Genomic DNA, 17,924 nt, shown 5'->3' on the forward strand with positions numbered 1-17,924 from the left:
TGTATAACAAGATAAATTCATCATGACCCTTCCATTATACACCAGATATCGGCGCCGCTTCATCATATCGCACGGCACGGAAGCCCCAACGTTCGCTAATCTCGTTCAAGTCCTCCCGAGCAAGGAAAGCGGCCTCCTGATCACGCCCTCGCGCCAGCTCCTCCCCATCCACTTGAGCATTGCCGCACTGCACCATTTCCTCCGAATACAGCGCCGGATGGGACAGGAAGAAGTACTGTTCGTCCGTCAGGCCGCCAAGCAGCCTTTCAAACGACTCGGCCCCGTCCGGAACGCCGCCAGGGAAAAAGTTGTAGTAATATCGGTGGTTGATGAGCCCCTTCGCTTCCATCCAGCGGTCCAGCTCCTCTTGCAGCCCGGGAATGAAGCGCTCGGGCAGCATATGGGAATCCGCGTAAGAAATGTTGAAGCCAGCCGCAGTCAGTTTATCCAGCTGCGCTTCGCACTCCATAAGGATCTCCTGCAGCGAAGGCGGATGATGTTGAAACAAGCTCGGGTCCTGATAGAAGTACCCGGCCCGATCGACAAGCGAAGGAACCTGTTCCTTCGCGGCAACAGGTCCCCAGCGTACGTTATCCCATTCGGCGTTCAGCGTCATATGGAAGCCGAAGCAGATGTCCTTGCGATGCGCCAGCAGCTGCGCGGCCTCGGCAAGATAAGGACCGGGCGCCATAATGGACACATTTTTGATGAATCCGGCCTCAACGGTCCTGGCAATCGCAGCATTGGCGGAACGGCTGGAAGCATAATCGTCGGCTCTCGTAATGATCCGCCTCATTTCACAGCACCTGCGGCAATCCCTTTGATAATGTATTTCTGCGCGAAAACGTAGAAAATGACAACCGGGATGATCGTCAGCGTCAGGCCGGCCATCGCCTGGTTCCACACGATCGTGAATTCTCCGAAGAAATAGAAGGTCGAGAGCGGGATTGTCCGCAGCCCTTTGTCCGACAGCGTCAGCGATGGAAGCAGATAGTCGTTCCACAGCGCGATGACGTTCAGGATCGCGATGGTCACGCTGATGTTCTTCAGCAGCGGGAACACGATCCGCCAGAACACGCCCAGCTTGGAGCAGCCGTCAAGCGTAGCCGCCTCCTCCAGCGCGACGGGCACGGATTTGATGAACCCGTGGTACAGGAAGACCGCCATACTGGACGTAAAGCCGACGTTCATATAGATCAAGCCCTCATGGGTGTTGAGCATCGGAATGTGCAGATTGGTGCGAATCCAGTCCATCACCTGCATCAGCGGCATCATCAGCGTCTGGAACGGAATCAGCATGGTCGCCACAAACGTGAAGAAAATGACCTTGCTCAGCTTATTGTCCGTCCGTACCAGCATCCATGCCGTCATGGAGGCGAGCACGATGACGATGATCACCGAGATGACGGTGACATACAGCGAGTTACCTAGTGCCGTGAAGAAATTCATCTTCTCCATCGCGGATTTATAATACTCAAAGCTGAAGGAAGAAGGCAGCGCAAGCGCATTCTCATACAGCTCGGCACGATCCTTAAAGGAGTTGATCAGCATGATGAAGACAGGAGACAAGAAGACCAGCGAGGCGAGGAACAGCAGGATATCGAGCAGCCATTTGCCTGATTTCTTCATTACATCTGCACCTCTCTTCTCTTCGTGATGATGACTTGCGTCAGCGTGAGTCCGGCCACAATCAGGAAGAAGATGATCGCTTTCGCCTGACCTAATCCATAATTACCGTAAGCGAAAATTTCGTTGAAAATATTCATCGCAAACATCTCCGTCGCATTGCTCGGACCGCCCTTGGTCAACGACAGGTTCACGTCATAGATTTTGAACGCCCCGGACAGCGTCAGGAACAGACAGATCGTGAACGAAGGCATTAACAGCGGGAACACGATGCTCTTCAGTCGCTGCCACAGGTTGGCGCCATCGACCTTCGCCGCTTCCATTAGTTCATCCGGAATCCCCTGGATGCCCGCGATGTAGATGATCATCGTATAACCTGCCAGCTGCCAGGTGAATACCGCAACGATCGCATACAGCGCAAACTGCGGATGCAGCAGCCAGTTAAAGAACACGCTGTCGAATCCGGTCTTCTCGCCCAGGAAGCTGAACGCATCCGTAAAAATAAACTGCCAGATGTAACCCAGAATCAGGCCGCCGATCAGGTTCGGCATGAAAAACATCGTCCGCGCAGCATTTCTCGAGCGGAGCTTTGTCGTCACCAGCAGCGCAAAGCCCAGTCCCAGTACGTTGACGCATACCAGCGCGAGCAGCGTGAATTGAACCGTATGCCAAGCCGATGACAGGAATCGGTCGTCCTGGAACAGCTGAACGTAATTGTCGAACCCTACGAATACTTTCGGATTCGCCGGAATGCCGTCCCAATTGACGAAGGAGTACACGATCCCGATAATGAACGGGATGATGACCACGGTCGTGAAAATAAACAGAAGCGGCACCGTAAACAGGGCAAACCAGGCTTTATCCTTTCTTTTGCTCATAATCCATACCTTCTTTCCGTTCCGGATGATTCCCGCAAGGCGGCATCAAACCTTGAAGTCGTGTTAGAAAAAACAAAAGCCTAACGCTCATCATCAGAACGTCTGAGGCTAGGCTTTCGTTTTCATGGAATTGTGATGTCAGATGATTGCCTTTCGGCTTCAATTAGATTACTTCGATGCTTTCGCCCATACTTCATCGAGTTTCTGCAGGAACTGCTCGCCTGTCATGCCCGGATTCATGAAGTACTCCTGCGTAGCCGGAGCCAAATCGTTGGTGATGATACCCGATGGGAAGTAGTTCAGCGCCCAAGTGATCGTCTCACCCTTCGTGGTTGCTTCGTGCACCGCTTGAGACAACGGATCCAGATCGCCTGCTTCAATGTTCGTTAAAGCCGGGATGAATTTGAAATCGTCCACAATGGCCTTCTTGCCCGTCTCGCTCGTGAAGAGCCAGTTCAGGAAAGCGTTTGCGGCTTTGACTTCCTCAGCGTCCGCCTGATTGTTGACGACCCAGTAGCTGGCGACGCCTACGGCGATCTTATCGTTGCCGGCGAGCGGGAACGGCATCATGCCGACTTTGGAGCCGAAATCGCCGAAGTCCGCAAGCATGGAATAACTCCAGTTGCCCTGATGCACCATAGCCGTTTTTTCCGTTGCAAAGTCGCCCATCTGGCTATCGTATTTCACTTCCAGCGGATTCTTGGTGTTGGCCTTGATGGCATCCATGAATTTCGCCCATTCCTGGAACTCCTTCGTGTCGGCCATCTTCACTTCGCCCTTGTTCAGCTGGTCGATGAAGGCCAGCGGATCGGATTGAAGCGCAAACGGCGTGTTGATGATGTGTCCGATCAGGAAGTAAGCCTCCTGGGACAGGCTCAAACCGTTCTTGCCGTCAGCCTTCAGCTGCTCCAGCGTCTTGGTGAAGGAGTCCAGGTCCTTCATGTTGGCCGGATCCACCAGATCCTTGTTATATACGAGACCGAAGCCTTCTACGCCGTACGGAACGCCGACGGTCTTATCTTCGACCTTCAATTCCATGTCGGGCGCAATGTTCTTAACATACTCTTCACCGCTCAAATCGGAAAAATAGGACTTCAGCTTCTCGGACTCGGGTCCAGGAGCCACGCTGAATATCGTTGGGCCCTGGTTGCTGCTGAGCTTCGCCACCAGCTGCTGCGAATAAGCATCGCCCGCGGCACCCCATACCTCAACCTCGTTGCCGGTTTCTTCTTTATAGGTTTTAACCAAGGCTTCAAGAGGTTCCGTAATTTCGACTTTCGATTGGAAGAGGGTTATCTTCTTCAGCTTATCTCCCCCATCTCCTCCGGCTGCTGCTCCAGAATCTTTGTCAGATGTACCGCCGCAGGCCGCGAGTGTCGCAACCAAAGCCGTTGCCGTAAGTATGCTCAATACCTTTTTTACTTTTTTCAAGTGACACGCCTCCCCCTCAAGGACTCTATAAAGTAAAACGTTTACAAACCCATCATAGGGCGGTTTACCTAGAATGTCAATAAAAAATGTACACGTTTTCATAAAAATACTAAGTAAAAAAACTAGTAAAATCTATGATATTTTACTAGCTGTAAAAATAAAGTTTATCTCACCGTTTTTCTCCACTGGATCGTGGCATTCAGTTTAAAGGGCTCCCTGCCCGTCGTGCCCTTGATCATCTCGAGCAGCTCCTTCGCCGCCAAATAACCGCTTTCATAACGCGGGATCGCAATGGTCGTCAAGCCGGCCATCGCCGCCGCGTCCGAATTATCGAAGCCGGTGATCGATATGTCCTCCGGCACCCGTATGCCATTCTCCTCCAAAGCTTTGATTGCGCCCAGAGCCATATTGTCGTTAGCGCAGACCAGCACTTCCGGCAATGCGTTGCTAAGGATCAGGATCTTGGCCGCCTGATATCCGCTTTCCTCGCTGTAATCGCCATGGAAGTAATTCCGCCTGTCAAACGCGATGCCATTCTTCGAAAGCGTATCCATAAATCCGGCGAAGCGTTCCTTATGATCCAGGGTAAACTCCAGTCCGCCAATGTATCCAAAGGTTCTGAACTGTTTATCCACCAGCGCCTGGACCATTTCGCACATCACGGGGTAATTGTCCACGATCACGCTTTTGGTATTGGCATACTCGTTATCGATAATCCGGTCCATGAGAACGACGGGGAACTGCGGCGTGGCTACCGAGACTAAATATTCGTCCGTCATGTTCCGGTCGAGGCTTATGGTACCGCTTGCAAACTTGCTGCGCATAAAATTGGTGCTGGATTTATTCGTGCAGATGATGAGGTCGTATCCATTCTCCGTGAGGCAATGGCTGATCCCCTTGATGATTTTTAAATAATAATCGCGATCAAAGTCGCTGAAGACGAATATAATCGTGTTGCTTTTATCGGATTTGGTTGACTTATGCGGAAAATAGCCGTGCTCCGAGCATAACCTCAGCACCCGCTCCCTCGTCTCCCGCCCCACGTTCTTGCGCCCGTTCAGCACGTTGGACACCGTAGACACCGAGACCTCCGCGAGCTTTGCAATTTCCTTCAAACCACTCATGAATCCTATCCCCTCTCCAAAGGCGTTAGTAAATTTAATATAACATGGATTTATTTTTAATAAAATTTACTTATTTTGCTGGGACAAGATTTTTCTTCGATTTTCCCCTTGTCATAACTTATCGTGATACCTGCTCAGGCCAGAAAACCTTTGCATGTCATGGCAAAAAGCAGGCCGCACGAATGGCATCGTCGCGACCTGCTAAATTCGATTATATTACAATTCTTGCCCTTTATACGGTACCGCACCGCTCCTTGATCATGAATGGATCCTTTGTGGCGTCCACTCGTCCAGGCCGGTTCACCAGATAAATGCCAAGCCCAATGCACACTGTGCCAGCCAAAGTGTACCAGTGCAGCTGCTCGCCCAGTATAAGCCATCCGGATAATACGCCAAACACGGGAATGAGGAATAGATAAACGTTGGCTTTATTGGGATCGCTGTTGCGCAGTACATAATACCAAGTGACGAATTGGGCAATCGAGCTCATCAGAATCATCCAGCCCAGAACAAAGAGCTCCTTCAAGATCTGAGATTCATCCCATACAAAATGCGGCTGCTCCAGCAGCGGGCTTGCGATGAGCAGGAGGATGCCTCCGATCAGCATCTGATAGGCAGCCATGACCCAAGCGTCAAACTCCTTGCCCCAACGGGAACTTAGCAGCGTCGCCATGCCCCAAGCCATCCCCGCGCCCAACGCAAACCAGAATCCGCTCTCCATCTGCATCTCCAAGCCTTGCGTAATGAACACGCCGACAAAACCGATGATTACGCCCGCCCACTGAAGAAGACGGTACCTTATACCGAAAATCAGGAAGCTGAACACGATGAACCAGATCGGGTTGCTGGAGGATAAAACCGAGGAGCTGCCGGAGGAAATGGTCTGCATGCTCAGGTAGATGCCACTCATCACGAGTGCCGATTGAAACAGACCGATCGTGGCCAGCTTCAGCCAGGCAGCGCCGCTCCCGGGATGGGGCCGTCTTACAATGAAGGGCAGCATCAGAAGCCCCGCTCCCACGAACCGGATCGCCAGCAGCACGAATGGGGAACCGAAGGACAGCGCAATTTTGCCGATCGGGAAATTTAGTCCCGCGACCAGCATCGTAAATATCGTCAGAAACAGCATACGCGGTTTGCTCATGCCAATGATTTCCCCTCTCCTTAACCAAGTGTACCCTCAGTTTATTCCGACCTTCGTATCATGTAAAATAATTAAATAAGATTCGAACCATCACTGTGAATGATGGATATAAGGAGGCTGCTAAGGTGGAGAGTGGGGATCTGAAGATATTCCAGGCCGTTGCCCGTGAAGGAAACATAACCAAGGCTGCCGCAAGCCTGGGTTACGTGCAATCGAACGTGACCGCTAGAATCCGGCAGCTTGAAGCCGAGCTGAACACGCCCCTTTTCTATCGGCTCAGTCGCGGCGTTGCCTTAACCTCGGCCGGCTGTAATCTGCTCAAGTATGCCGATCAGATTACGCGTTTGCTTGACGAGGCCGTGAAATCGACGCAATTTTCGGAAGAACCGTCGGGGCCGCTGCGGATTGGCTCATCGGAAACCACAGCGGCGGTACATCTTCCCGGTATCATGCTGGATTATCATAGACGGTACCCTAATGTGAAACTGTCATTGATTACAGGCCACAGGGCCGACTTGATCCGAGCCCTGAACGAATATGAACTGGACGGGGCGTTTATCAGCGGACCTCTGGATTACCCGGACTTTAACGAAATCCGGGCCTTTGACGAGGAGCTTGTCCTCATCTCGGAACCCACGGAGGCTGCGCTTCGCGATTTGCTCACCAAACCGCTGCTGTTCTTTGGCAAGGGCTGCTACCACCGTAAACGGTTGGAGCAATGGCTCCATGAGGAGAATGTGGGGCCCATGAACATTATGGAGTTTGGCACGCTGGAAGCCATCATGGGCGGTGTGGCCGCCGGGCTGGGTATCTCGCTGTTAACGCGTTCTTCCGTCCAGGACTGGGTGGATGCCGGGAAATTGCAGGCCTTCCAAATTCCCAAGCGTTACCGCAGCTCCAAAGTCCATTTTGTATTCCGACGCGACCTGTTTCGCACCAGCGCCTTTAATCATTTTATTGAGCCGTTTGAGAAGACCGAATAAATACTTCGACCGGAACAGGAAACAAAGAAACCGTGGCCCTAAGGGTCACGGTTTCTTGATGAGCCAAGCACGCTTATCCCGGAATTCGATTTGCCGAAGGCAACAGAAAATCCGACACCTCGGGAGCCAGCACTTCCGGCGCCATCACGACGGCAGAATGGTCCTGACCAGGCAGCATTCGGTGCTCGCACTGAGGGAGCAAGTCGACCAATGCGCTCGCGGCCCCATGGAACATGGCTCCGCTGTTCTCGCCCGTCATCACCATGACCGGGACATCGACATCCCAGCGATCCGTCGGCAGCGGTTGACCGGATTGCGTGCTCCCCATAATCATGCCGTCATAGGCCAATGTATGCGCCATGCCCTCCATGACCTGCCAAGAAGGATCTGCCTTCATGAATTCTACATATTCCGCCGGGATCCCCAGCGCGGCTGTCATGAAATATTCTACGGCTTCGCTGCGCCGATTTCCTGCCATCAGCGCATTCAAACGCTGCACGTATTCCGCCGGTACGGGTGCACGGCTGTCGTCAATGATAAACGGCGGCTCATATAGAAACAGTTTACTAACTTTACTGCCGCCAAGTCTGCTCGCCGCATCCAGGGCCAGAACAGCGCCCGAGGAACTTCCGAATACATACGCGCTGCCGCCCGCCTCCTGAATAAGGGCATCGATATCTTCGATCTCACGTTCAACGGCATACGGAGCCGCATCCGTACTGCTGCCCCGTCCTCGCCGATCATAATTGTAGACGGTGATATGTTCAGACAGAAACTCTCCAAGACGCGTTGTGTCGTTGTGATCCGAAGCTGCGGCAGCTACAAGAATGACAGCCGGACCAGTCCCTTTCTTTTCATAAAAAATACGGGTACCGTCATTAGACATCACGTAATTCATGATCATCTCTCCTTTTATTGTCCTTTATGTACAAACTTATTTCGTTCTCAAACCGTTCCAGCGTATCCGCGTATCCTTCCACCATTCCCATGCCTTCAGCAGCCTCAAGCTGCTCTTCGCTCACAAAATGGGTGATGATGCTTAATCGGGTCCCGTCCTTGACTGCTTCGAATGTAACCGAGGTCAACATGTCGCTGCCTTCAAAGGGGTTCCAGTCCTGATCGGTAAATGTATCCGTATAGACGAGCTTCGAAAACTCCGCCACTTCGGAGTAAGTCGCCTTGCAGAAGGCTTCTTTCCCTTCTCCCGTCGCATCGGGAGCCAGTCTGTAGCGCCATACGCCGCCCGGTCTGACATCCATCTCATATACCGTGGCATTCCAGTTTTTTGGTCCCCACCAGCGTTCGATGTGTTCCGGCTTAGTCCATCCCTGCCAGGACAGCTTCAGAGGTAGCGATACGACACGCTCCACGGTCAGCTTCCGCTGCTCCCGGTCTTTCGTGATGATGGTCTTCCTGCCCATGTGAATTCCTCCTATCTGTGAAATCGGCTCTGCGTGCAGAGCCGCATCTTCCTGTGGAGCTAGTAAAAGAATTGGCTTAACTCTCCTCTCCGTTAAAGTCGCTCATATAGTCCTCGAACTTGTCGAGTCGCTCCTCCCACAATCGGCTGAAGGAATCGAGCCAGACGTCCAGCTCCTGGAACGGCTGGGCTTCGAGACTATAAATGCGCTGCTGTGCGTTCTTGCGGACTTTTACGAGCCCGGCCTCGTTCAGTATCCGCAGATGGCGGGATACTTGAGGCTGGCCGATACCCAAAGCCTCTACGATGTCGCTGACCGATCTCGACCCTTGCTTTAAGAGTTCAACAATGTTGAAGCGGTTCGGCTCCGAGATCGTGAAGAGGGTTAATTGCATAGCTGAAGTATTCATGGCTATAATATACACTAATGCGTATATACATGTCAACGTATATAATATTTTTTCAACATGCTTTTGACATCAAAAAACAAGACAGCACATCAACTCCTCTCCTCTCTCGCAAGCCGTATGATCTATCCGGATGCCCGACGAGGATGATCATGAACCATTGGCTGGTTAACCCTATCTCCTGTCCCAGCACCGAACAACATCAAAAAAGAGGCCCCCGGATAGGAGCCCTCTTGCTGTAAATCCTCTTTATATCATGACGATTCAAAGCTATAAAGCTTTCAGGACATCCTTATGGCTGAATGGACACTTGGTGCAGCTGCATGATGCCGTTCGGATGCCGCCAGAAGCCTTCCACCTTGCTGCTGACTCCGTTTAAATACTCCTGATGATGGATATACAGCATCGGCGCTAACTCAACCAGCTTCTCCTGCGCCTGTTTATAGATGAGCTTGCGTTGCTCCGGATCGTTCTCTTTACGCCCGGCATCCAGCAGTTCATCCAGTTCCGGATCCTTCGTGAAGGTACGGTTGCCCGGCTCCCCTACATTCTTGGAATGGAATAACTCATACATGCCATAATCGGCATCGGCCGTTACCGTGGACCAGCCGAGAACAAACATGTCGTGCTTGCCTTCTGCGGTTTGGGCCAAATACGCACCCCACTCGACCACTTCGATTTTGACTTCGACGTTCAATTCCTTCAACTTGGATTGTACGTACTCGGCGATCTTAATTCGTTCCGGGTTGTCATTGGTCCAGATGGTCGTTGAGAAGCCACCCTCGTATCCGGCCTCTTTCAACAGCTCTTTCGCTTTGTCGATGTTATGTTCGATCGGCTTAACGGTAGCATCATAGCCGTTCACGTCCGGTGCCAGCGGACCGACGGCAGGAATGCCCGTGCCTTCGTAGATGCCCGAGATGATCTCATCCTTATTGATGGCCATCGACAAGGCTTGCCGCACCCGCACATCGTTAAACGGCTCCTTGTTGTTATTAAATCCGATATAAGACAAGCTGAGCGAAGCCTGGCGGTTCAAGGACATGCCGTCCGTACTCTCGATACGGCTGATGCTGCTCGGCGACACCGGGTCGATAATATGCGCATAACCGGTTTCCAGCTCCGCGATCCGCGTTCCCTCTTCGCTCACCACCTTGAACGTGACCCGTTCAACCTTCGCTTTATCTCCCCAATAATCGGCGTTCGCCACCAGCTTCACTTCCTGTCCCGGGTTCCAGCTCTCTAGTTTGAATACGCCCGTGCCAACAGGGTTCTGCGCCAGATAAGCGCCTGCCTTCTCGCCTGCCTTCAGCTTCTCGTAATCCAGCTTGATGGCTTCCGCACTAACCATGCTGACCGCAGAGTGGGCCAGATGGGCAAGCAGCGGCGAGAAGGCATACTCGGTCACGAGCTGTACCGTATATTCGTCAACGACTTTAACCTCTTTAATCATGCCCACAAGCGAAGCGCGCGGAGAAGCAACCTCCGGATCCTGCATACGGTCGATGTTGGCTTTGACCACCTCTGCATTGAATGGAGAGCCGTCCGTAAACTTCACGCCTTGTCTCAGCTTGAATTCCCAGGTCAATTCATCGATTGCCTTCCAGCTCTCGGCGAGCCCCGGTTGAATATTCAGATCCTTATCATGAATCACCAACGTGTTATAAATATGCGTTGTCATTACGCTCGTTTGCTGGTCCGTCGACATATGAGGGTCCATGGATGGCGGATCAGAAAGCCAGGCAATCACAAGCTCATTCGCACCGGTGTCGGTTGTTCCTTCGGGAGGATCTTTAGCCCCCGGTTCAGGTGCCGGCGTATTGGTGCCGCTTGGCGGCGTTTCCGGGTTACTGCTCTTGCTTGGACTGCCGCACGCCGACAGCAGTACGGTAAGCATGACCAGAATGCAGACAAGCCATTTGAATCTTCTATTACCTGTCATGTGAAACAAACTCCCCCTTCTCAATCAAAATAGGAAAATATTTTATACACAGTTAACATATATTTTACTATTTGATATTTATACCAGAAGAAGCCAGATTTACCTCACGTTTATACGACACCAATTCTGACATCCATACTTGGAGAAAGGATGATTTCACGTGCCTAACATGACCGCTGATGCCAGAACACCAGAATCGCTCCCTAGTGGAACCCGCCTTGTACAATGGAAATCTTTCTACCACCGTCTGAAGAAGAACAAAGCGGCCTTATTCGGGGGCTATTTTCTCCTGCTGATGATCCTTATCGCGATTTTCGGCCCCCTGCTCACCCAGTATGATCCGACCAAAGTGGATTATTCTACGAAACTGCTGAAGCCGTCCGCCGACCATTGGTTTGGTACGGACCACAACGGTCGAGATATTTTCACGCGGATTATTCATGGCATGCGTCTCACGCTCTCGGTCGGCTTTATCTCGGTGATCATCGGTGCAGCCTTTGGTGTCGTGCTCGGAATCATCTCGGGCTATTACGGAGGTAAATGGGATGCGCTCATTATGAGAGTGACCGATGTCATGCTGGCGTTTCCCGGCATTCTGCTGGCATTGGCGGTTGTCAGCGTCCTTGGAAAAAACCTGTTCAACGTGATCATTGCCGTCAGTATTTTTTCGATCCCTACCTTTGCCAGAGTCGTTCGGGGCTCCACGCTGGCCGTCCGTAAGCTCGAATATGTTGATGCCATGCGTTCGCTGGGCGCCAGCGACGGCCGAATCATCTTCGGGCATATTTTGCCGAATATCACATCCCCTATCATCGTGCAGGCGACGCTGCGGATTGCGGTAGCGATCCTGACCGCCAGCGGCCTGTCCTTCCTCGGTCTTGGCGCGCAGCCGCCCACGCCGGAGTGGGGAGCCATGCTGAATGATGGGCGCAACTATATCATGGACCACCCTCATGTGGCCCTGTTTCCCGGCTTGTCGATCGTGTTCGTTGTCATCGCATTTAATCTGCTGGGTGACGGCTTGCGGGATGTCCTTGACCCGAAAATGAAAAAATAATGAAGGGAGCTGCCGGGCCATGCTCATCTATTCCATTCGAAGGCTGATTCAAACGATACCTGTCGTCATTGGCGTGACCATCGTTGTCTTCCTGCTGATGCACCTCATTCCGGGAGATGCGGCGCAGGTCATTATCGGGGAAGGGGCGCCTAAGGAGCAGGTCGAGAAGATCCGCGAGAACCTCGGATTGAACGATCCGCTGCCGCTTCAGTATTGGAACTACGTGAGCGGCTTGCTTCAGGGGGATTTGGGAGATTCGATCCGCAGCAGCCGCCCCATCGCCGATGAAATTTTCAAAAGCCGGTTCTGGATCACCATTGAGCTTGCCGTGTACTCAACGATCCTGGCCGTATTTCTCGGCATTCTGGCCGGCATCATCTCCGCCGTCAAAAAAAGCTCCCCCGCCGATATCGGCGTCATGTTCATCGCCCTGTTCGGGCTGTCGATGCCGAATTTCTGGCTGGGGCTCATGCTGATCCAATATTTTGCCGTGGATCTGGGCTGGTTCCGTCCCTCCGGCTGGGGCACGTGGTCGCAAACCGTCCTGCCCGTGATCACGCTCGGGACCGGGGGCGCCGCGATTATTGCCCGAATGACCCGGTCCAGCATGCTGGAGGTCATCGGCCAGGACTACATCCGTACCGCCCAAGCGAAGGGCGTCCGGGAGCGCGTCATCATCTACCGGCATGCCTTGAAAAATGCCATGATTCCCGTCATTACCGTCATCGGCCTGGAATTCGGAGGCCTGCTGGGCGGGGCGGTGCTGACCGAGTCCGTATTTGCCGTGAACGGCATGGGACGGTACGTCATCGACTCGATCCGGGCGCGGGATTTCCCGGTCGTACAGGCAACCGTGCTTGTACTCTCGATCATGTTTGTACTCGTGAATCTGCTCGTGGACATCTCCTACCGGTACTTCAACAAGCGCATTGATTTCGATTGATTGGCGATTTTTCGTCGATCGCGGGTTGAGTGTAGGCGGACACGGCGGGATTCACTGTCTGCCGAACATCGAGCTGTTTGGGGCCCATTGCGGACTTATATTATAAACCGCTGATTACTGTAATCGAGCCGTTTGGGGAGCCCGTCCGGACACACGATCCGCTATTTGCCGATAATCCACCTATTTTCGAATCCACGCGGACACACGATCCGTTAATGTACCCAAGATCACGGATTAATCCCGGAATATCTCGCAATAGCGGATCTGGTGTCCTCAACCTGCTGCTTATAGGCGAAAAATCAAGAAATAGCGGAACCAGAGTCCTCAACTACGCTAATGCGGCCAACTGAGTTCATTTTAAGTCCATGCACACCCGAGATTACAGAAGCTACGGGCCACTGCGGAACATTCAACCCACTAATCACTGTAATTGATCCGTTTGGGGAGCCCATCCGGACACACCATCCGCTATATGCTGATAACCGACCTATTTTTCGAATTCATGCGGACATTCAACCCACTAATTACTGTAATTGAGCCGTTGGGTAGCCCGTGCGCACTTACGATCTGCTAATCGAGCCATTTGGGGAGCCCGTCCGGACACACGATCCGCTATTTGCCGATAATCGACCTATTTTCGAGTCCACGCGGACACACGATCCGTTAATACGCCTGAAATCCCGGATTAATCATGAAATATCTCGCAATAACGGATCTGGTGTCCTCAGCCTGCTGCTAAAAGGCGGAATTTAATGAAATAGCGGAACCAGAGTCCTCAACTACGCTAAAGCGGCCAACTGAGCCGTTTTCAGTCCATGCACACAAAAGCGGAAAATTAAAAATAGCGGAACCAGAGTCCTCATAATCGCAAATACAGTCAGACCAATTGAAAGCGAAGGGAGCTACGACAGATGGAAGAGCACGCATCAAATCTGCTGACGATCAAGAACCTGCGCACCTCTTTTTTTACCGAACTGGGCGAAGTGAAAGCCGTGGATGATATCAGCCTAACCGTACGCAAGGGGAGGACGCTCGGGATCGTGGGCGAATCCGGTTCAGGAAAAAGCATACTGTCCCTGTCCATCCTGCGGCTGATCTTTGATCCGGGGCGAATCGTCGGAGGCGAAATCCTGTATAACGGCGAGAATCTGCTCAAACAATCGGACCGGCAGATGCGGAAAATCCGGGGCAATCAAATCTCGATGATCTTCCAGGAGCCGATGACTTCGCTCAATCCGGTCTTCACCGTCGGCGACCAGATCGCGGAGGCCTATCAAATCCATGAAAATCTGAGTAAAAAACAAGCCATGGACAAAGCCGTCGAGATGTTGAGGCTGGTCGGCATCCCCTCCCCGGAAAAAAGAGTCCGGCAGTACCCTTTTCAGCTGTCCGGGGGTATGCGCCAACGTGTCATGATTGCCATGGCGCTGGCATGCAATCCGGATCTGCTCATTGCAGACGAGCCGACCACGGCGCTCGATGTGACCATTCAGGCTCAAATTTTGGAGCTGATGAAGGAGCTGCAGCGGAAGCTGCAGATGTCGATTATTTTTATCACCCATGACCTGGGCATCGTCGCGGAAACCTGCGATGACGTGGCGGTCATGTACTGCGGAAAGGTGGTGGAATATTCCGATGTGCGGACCCTGTTCAAGCATCCGAAGCACCCCTACACCATCGGCCTAATGAACTCGCTGCCGCGGCATGATATCGATAAGGAAAAACTCGAGCCGATTAAGGGCTCGGTTCCGAGCCCCTATGATCCGCAGGAAGGCTGCCGCTTCGCCCCACGCTGCCCCCATGCAGCCAAGCTGTGTTACGACAAACTGCCGGAGCTTCAGGTACTGGATGATAACCAACAAGTCAGGTGCTGGAAATACACCGATCAGTGGGAACCGGAAAGCGAGGTGAACGTTCTGTCATGAGCAAAGAGCTGTTAACCGTCAAAAACCTCAAGCAGTATTTTCCGATCAAAGGCGGCATCCTGGGCCGTACCGTCAACGTCGTCAAAGCCGTGGATGACATTTCGTTCTCTGTGCACGAGGGGGAAACGGTCAGTATCGTGGGTGAATCCGGCTGCGGTAAATCAACCACGGGCCGGGCTATTCTGAGACTGGACGAACCGACCTCCGGCGAGGTGCTGTTCGAGGGAACCGATCTGCTCACCCTGAACAAAGCGCAGATGACCCGAAGGCGTAAAGACCTGCAGATGATTTTTCAGGACCCCTACGCTTCGCTTAATCCCAGAAAAACAGCCCTCCAAGTACTCGAAGAAGCGATGGACATCCAAAATGTCGTGCCAAAGAAGGATCGTCGGTCCCGTGCCATTGAGCTTTTGGAAACGGTCGGCCTGGCGGCCTATCAAGCCAATCGGTACCCTCATGAATTCAGTGGCGGACAAAGGCAGCGAATCGGGATCGCCCGTGCCTTGTCCGTGAACCCCAAGCTGATCATCAGTGACGAAGCGGTCTCCGCGCTCGACGTGTCCATCCAGGCACAGGTACTCAATCTGATGAAATCGCTGCAAACCGAATTCAAGCTGACCTATCTGTTCATCTCTCATGATCTTGGGGTCGTCCGGCATATTTCGGACCGAATTATCGTGATGTATCTGGGGACGATCGTGGAAATCGCGGATAAACACTCCCTCTTCCGGCGGCCGCAGCATCCCTACACCCGCGCTTTGTTATCGGCCATTCCCACAATGGATCCCAAGCGCAAAAAGGAACGAATCATTCTCAAGGGGGATGTTCCGTCCCCGATCAACCCGCCTTCCGGCTGCCGGTTTCATACCCGCTGCATGTATGCCACGGATCGCTGCCGATCCGAGGCGCCGTTACTTCGGGAAGTCGAAGAGCAGAGAGGCCATCAGGCGGCCTGCCACTATATTGAAGAGATCGCGGCCGGTACGTTGGAGAAGGTGTAGCTTATACGCCACCGAACGAATGATGACGCTTCTCTATAAACGAGAAAAAAGCGAGAGCCCAAGATCTCGCTTTTTCTTTTAATAAATTTTAGCCTGCTAACCGAAATCGAAGAATGATCTTCAGCGACCTTCACTAAGCTACCTTCATCGGAGCCGCTTCTCCCACCTCGCTTGGGATCATGTTTTTGCGTCTGTAAATGGAGAGAAGCAGGCCGACTGCCGCCATGTCCAGGATTTGGTTCATCCCGCTGTAAGAGAAGAAGGGTGGATCCAATGTAACCCTTGGAAGTATGCCGAGCCCCATGAGCAGCGGCCATAGCAGCCGAAATCCAAAGACAACGATGAGTAATGCAGCGATATGCTTCGCATAAGGATCCTTGTGAACCGTATAAATATTCCATAGTCTAACGAGGAACAGCAGAATCAGTACGCCAACCACAACCCCGAACAACCAGCCGAAGCAATAGATGAGGTATGGAAATACGTTATCATAAAGGACATATGGGATCTTCGGTGTGGCTTGACCAAAACCTTTTCCTAACCAGCCTGCTGTTTGGATAGCATCGGCGTTATTCCCCATATACCACATTTCATTTGCAGAAGGATTCATAAATTCTCTCCACCGAAACAGTAAATGATCCATCTGAGTGAAGAGAAAGCTAAGTAGTACTGCAAGAGGCAGCGCGGCGATCATAACGAATTGCTTCATGCTGTTACTTGTTCTCCATATCAAAACCAGGAACCCGATGACATAGATGTACGTGTATATAATAGAGCTGCTCATGCTATAGAGGACTACAGGGAGTACTCCTCTATAGAGGATGTTCAATAACGTCTCCAACCGTCCCCATTGGCTGGCAGGCTTCATCCCTGCCAAAGCAAGCAGAAGCGGTATCAAGGAAAAAGTGATGATATTGACTCCAATGTGACCTATGTTAATATAGGCAGTTCTCATATTGTGCAGTTGCCCATAGACCAATGAAACGGCCATTAAAATAACGATAAAGAAAAACACAGGGGCCGCGTATTTCTTTAGCTTTCGATAATCCAGAAAATAAAAGCCTATCAGTAATAAAACTCCGATTCCGAAGTAAAACAACTTCCTCTCTATAAGACTAACGGAATACCTTACATCCCCGTAATAAACACTCAACATGCCAACCAGTCCAATGATTAAAAACAGAGCCAGCATAGCGAGCAGCTTCCAATCCAACTGTGGCCGATGAGCCATATGCAGGTTTTTGCCGATATCCCCCGGATCCCCCATTTTTTCACCGCTTCCTGCACAGCGATCTCTTCAGGAAGTCCCTCCAGCATCAACAGTTCGGCCCGATCCTCAATATGCCCCAACAGCTCCTCTCGAATCTCGGGATGCATTTGCCTCGTGCGCACTTGCTTGCACACACGGTCCAAAAATTGCCGGACAACTATATTTCCCTCCATTTGCCGCATGCGGTTCCTCCTTGACCAGAATGTAAGTTATCGTTTGAATTCCATAAATTTCGACGGCATAGGCTCAAATATAAATAGGGGTTATTAGTTTAAAAATGAATATTTATATAATTTTTTATGATAAAAAAAGATAACTCCTCAAGATCGATACGGTGCTCAATCAAACCTCGGATGAACATCCGTGGTTTATTGAATCCCGTACCTCCCAATCCAATACGAAGAGAGTTATCTGGTCATCATGTAAGTTAAAAACAGCAGGTGTTATTCGATAAGTCTGTCGGATTAAAATAGATATTGACCCTCCACTAAGCTACCTTCATTGGAGCCGCTTCTCCCACCTCGCTTGGTATCATGTTTTTGCGTCCGTAAATGGAGAGAAGCAGGCCGACTATGACTAAATCCAGCATGTTGTTGACGCCGCCATACGGGATACAAGGAAAGTCAGAGCCAACAATGGGGCACCCTCCCCGTCCAACCAGACATCACATAAGAAGGCGCAGTCCCATGACCACTCGTACGCCGGTCCCCATATTTTTCCCGTTGTAATATCAGTATACCTTGACGATACACAACAATACTGCAATGATGACA

Annotated in this window: 17 protein-coding genes; 5 read left to right on the plus strand and 12 right to left on the minus strand. The window is 51.8% G+C overall.

Going from position 1 to position 17,924, the window contains the following annotated elements; translation table 11 throughout:
• Positions 1–34 precede the first annotated feature (34 nt).
• The 6 genes from RB298_RS26455 to RB298_RS26480 all read right to left on the minus strand — a co-directional run bounded on the left by RB298_RS26455 (position 35) and on the right by RB298_RS26480 (position 6,203).
• Positions 35–796, minus strand: a complete 762-nt coding sequence (locus RB298_RS26455) for a polysaccharide deacetylase family protein (protein ID WP_192569956.1) — start codon at positions 794–796, stop codon at positions 35–37.
• Positions 793–1,629 (minus strand): carbohydrate ABC transporter permease, encoded by an 837-nt coding sequence (locus RB298_RS26460; protein ID WP_009595886.1) that lies wholly within the window; start codon positions 1,627–1,629, stop codon positions 793–795. Before RB298_RS26460 ends, RB298_RS26455 begins: the two co-directional genes overlap by 4 nt.
• Complete coding sequence (locus RB298_RS26465) at positions 1,629–2,504, minus strand: carbohydrate ABC transporter permease (protein WP_012818642.1); 876 nt, start codon at positions 2,502–2,504, stop codon at positions 1,629–1,631. Before RB298_RS26465 ends, RB298_RS26460 begins: the two co-directional genes overlap by 1 nt.
• Positions 2,505–2,672: 168 nt before the next feature.
• Positions 2,673–3,935, minus strand: coding sequence for an ABC transporter substrate-binding protein (locus tag RB298_RS26470; protein WP_375121268.1), 1,263 nt, complete (start codon positions 3,933–3,935; stop codon positions 2,673–2,675).
• Between the two features lie 164 nt (positions 3,936–4,099).
• Complete coding sequence (locus tag RB298_RS26475; protein ID WP_012818640.1) at positions 4,100–5,059, minus strand: LacI family DNA-binding transcriptional regulator; 960 nt, start codon at positions 5,057–5,059, stop codon at positions 4,100–4,102.
• Between the two features lie 232 nt (positions 5,060–5,291).
• Positions 5,292–6,203 carry a DMT family transporter gene (locus tag RB298_RS26480; protein WP_486049325.1) on the minus strand — a complete coding sequence of 304 codons (912 nt, stop codon included), beginning with the start codon at positions 6,201–6,203 and terminating at the stop codon, positions 5,292–5,294.
• Between the two features lie 125 nt (positions 6,204–6,328).
• Between RB298_RS26480 and RB298_RS26485 the strand changes: the two genes are divergently transcribed.
• Positions 6,329–7,186, plus strand: coding sequence for a LysR family transcriptional regulator (locus tag RB298_RS26485; protein WP_096774794.1), 858 nt, complete (start codon positions 6,329–6,331; stop codon positions 7,184–7,186).
• A gap of 73 nt (positions 7,187–7,259) precedes the next feature.
• Here RB298_RS26485 and RB298_RS26490 read toward each other — a convergent pair whose 3' ends face one another.
• The 4 genes from RB298_RS26490 to RB298_RS26505 form a co-directional block, all read right to left on the minus strand.
• On the minus strand, positions 7,260–8,084 hold the full coding sequence (locus RB298_RS26490; RefSeq protein ID WP_486049327.1) for an alpha/beta fold hydrolase: 825 nt from the start codon (positions 8,082–8,084) through the stop codon (positions 7,260–7,262).
• Positions 8,065–8,607, minus strand: coding sequence for an SRPBCC family protein (locus RB298_RS26495; RefSeq protein WP_486049329.1), 543 nt, complete (start codon positions 8,605–8,607; stop codon positions 8,065–8,067). Before RB298_RS26495 ends, RB298_RS26490 begins: the two co-directional genes overlap by 20 nt.
• 76 nt (positions 8,608–8,683) lie before the next feature.
• Positions 8,684–9,016, minus strand: a complete 333-nt coding sequence (locus RB298_RS26500; protein ID WP_249732835.1) for an ArsR/SmtB family transcription factor — start codon at positions 9,014–9,016, stop codon at positions 8,684–8,686.
• 289 nt (positions 9,017–9,305) lie between these two features.
• The gene (locus RB298_RS26505; RefSeq protein ID WP_486049331.1) at positions 9,306–10,955 is read right to left on the minus strand and encodes a glutathione ABC transporter substrate-binding protein; all 1,650 of its coding nucleotides are present in this window, start codon (positions 10,953–10,955) and stop codon (positions 9,306–9,308) included.
• A 160-nt stretch (positions 10,956–11,115) separates the two neighbouring features.
• Between RB298_RS26505 and nikC the strand changes: the two genes are divergently transcribed.
• The 4 genes from nikC (at position 11,116) to RB298_RS26525 (ending at position 15,881) form a co-directional block, all read left to right on the plus strand.
• Complete coding sequence (gene nikC / locus RB298_RS26510; RefSeq protein ID WP_096774799.1) at positions 11,116–12,012, plus strand: nickel transporter permease; 897 nt, start codon at positions 11,116–11,118, stop codon at positions 12,010–12,012.
• Positions 12,013–12,031: 19 nt separating this feature from the next.
• A complete protein-coding gene (locus RB298_RS26515) occupies positions 12,032–12,955 on the plus strand; it encodes an ABC transporter permease (protein WP_096774800.1) in 924 nt (307 codons plus the stop codon).
• A gap of 911 nt (positions 12,956–13,866) precedes the next feature.
• Positions 13,867–14,880, plus strand: a complete 1,014-nt coding sequence (locus RB298_RS26520; protein WP_096774801.1) for an ABC transporter ATP-binding protein — start codon at positions 13,867–13,869, stop codon at positions 14,878–14,880.
• Positions 14,877–15,881 (plus strand): ABC transporter ATP-binding protein, encoded by a 1,005-nt coding sequence (locus tag RB298_RS26525; protein ID WP_404563689.1) that lies wholly within the window; start codon positions 14,877–14,879, stop codon positions 15,879–15,881. Before RB298_RS26520 ends, RB298_RS26525 begins: the two co-directional genes overlap by 4 nt.
• 133 nt (positions 15,882–16,014) lie before the next feature.
• Here RB298_RS26525 and RB298_RS26530 read toward each other — a convergent pair whose 3' ends face one another.
• Complete coding sequence (locus RB298_RS26530; RefSeq protein ID WP_404563690.1) at positions 16,015–17,148, minus strand: FtsW/RodA/SpoVE family cell cycle protein; 1,134 nt, start codon at positions 17,146–17,148, stop codon at positions 16,015–16,017.
• Positions 17,055–17,333: a permease prefix domain 1-containing protein gene (locus RB298_RS26535; RefSeq protein WP_404563691.1), complete on the minus strand. Its 279-nt coding sequence runs from the start codon at positions 17,331–17,333 to the stop codon at positions 17,055–17,057. The genes RB298_RS26530 and RB298_RS26535 overlap by 94 nt, the downstream gene beginning before the upstream one ends.
• Positions 17,334–17,924 lie beyond the last annotated feature (591 nt).

This window comes from Priestia sp. BR_2, from assembly GCF_041954005.1.
GTDB lineage: Bacteria > Bacillota > Bacilli > Paenibacillales > Paenibacillaceae > Paenibacillus_AQ > Paenibacillus_AQ lautus_A.

Coding starts and splice junctions, on each gene's coding strand:
- RB298_RS26490 (WP_486049327.1), bottom strand. CDS start 8,084: ATGAATTACGTGATGTCTAATGACGGTACCCGTATTTTTTATGAAAAG.
- RB298_RS26530 (WP_404563690.1), bottom strand. CDS start 17,148: ATGGGGGATCCGGGGGATATCGGCAAAAACCTGCATATGGCTCATCGG.
- RB298_RS26535 (WP_404563691.1), bottom strand. CDS start 17,333: ATGCGGCAAATGGAGGGAAATATAGTTGTCCGGCAATTTTTGGACCGT.
- RB298_RS26525 (WP_404563689.1), top strand. CDS start 14,877: ATGAGCAAAGAGCTGTTAACCGTCAAAAACCTCAAGCAGTATTTTCCG.
- RB298_RS26515 (WP_096774800.1), top strand. CDS start 12,032: ATGCTCATCTATTCCATTCGAAGGCTGATTCAAACGATACCTGTCGTC.
- RB298_RS26475 (WP_012818640.1), bottom strand. CDS start 5,059: ATGAGTGGTTTGAAGGAAATTGCAAAGCTCGCGGAGGTCTCGGTGTCT.
- RB298_RS26460 (WP_009595886.1), bottom strand. CDS start 1,629: ATGAAGAAATCAGGCAAATGGCTGCTCGATATCCTGCTGTTCCTCGCC.
- RB298_RS26500 (WP_249732835.1), bottom strand. CDS start 9,016: ATGAATACTTCAGCTATGCAATTAACCCTCTTCACGATCTCGGAGCCG.
- RB298_RS26505 (WP_486049331.1), bottom strand. CDS start 10,955: ATGACAGGTAATAGAAGATTCAAATGGCTTGTCTGCATTCTGGTCATG.
- RB298_RS26455 (WP_192569956.1), bottom strand. CDS start 796: ATGAGGCGGATCATTACGAGAGCCGACGATTATGCTTCCAGCCGTTCC.
- RB298_RS26495 (WP_486049329.1), bottom strand. CDS start 8,607: ATGGGCAGGAAGACCATCATCACGAAAGACCGGGAGCAGCGGAAGCTG.
- RB298_RS26480 (WP_486049325.1), bottom strand. CDS start 6,203: ATGAGCAAACCGCGTATGCTGTTTCTGACGATATTTACGATGCTGGTC.
- RB298_RS26520 (WP_096774801.1), top strand. CDS start 13,867: ATGGAAGAGCACGCATCAAATCTGCTGACGATCAAGAACCTGCGCACC.
- RB298_RS26465 (WP_012818642.1), bottom strand. CDS start 2,504: ATGAGCAAAAGAAAGGATAAAGCCTGGTTTGCCCTGTTTACGGTGCCG.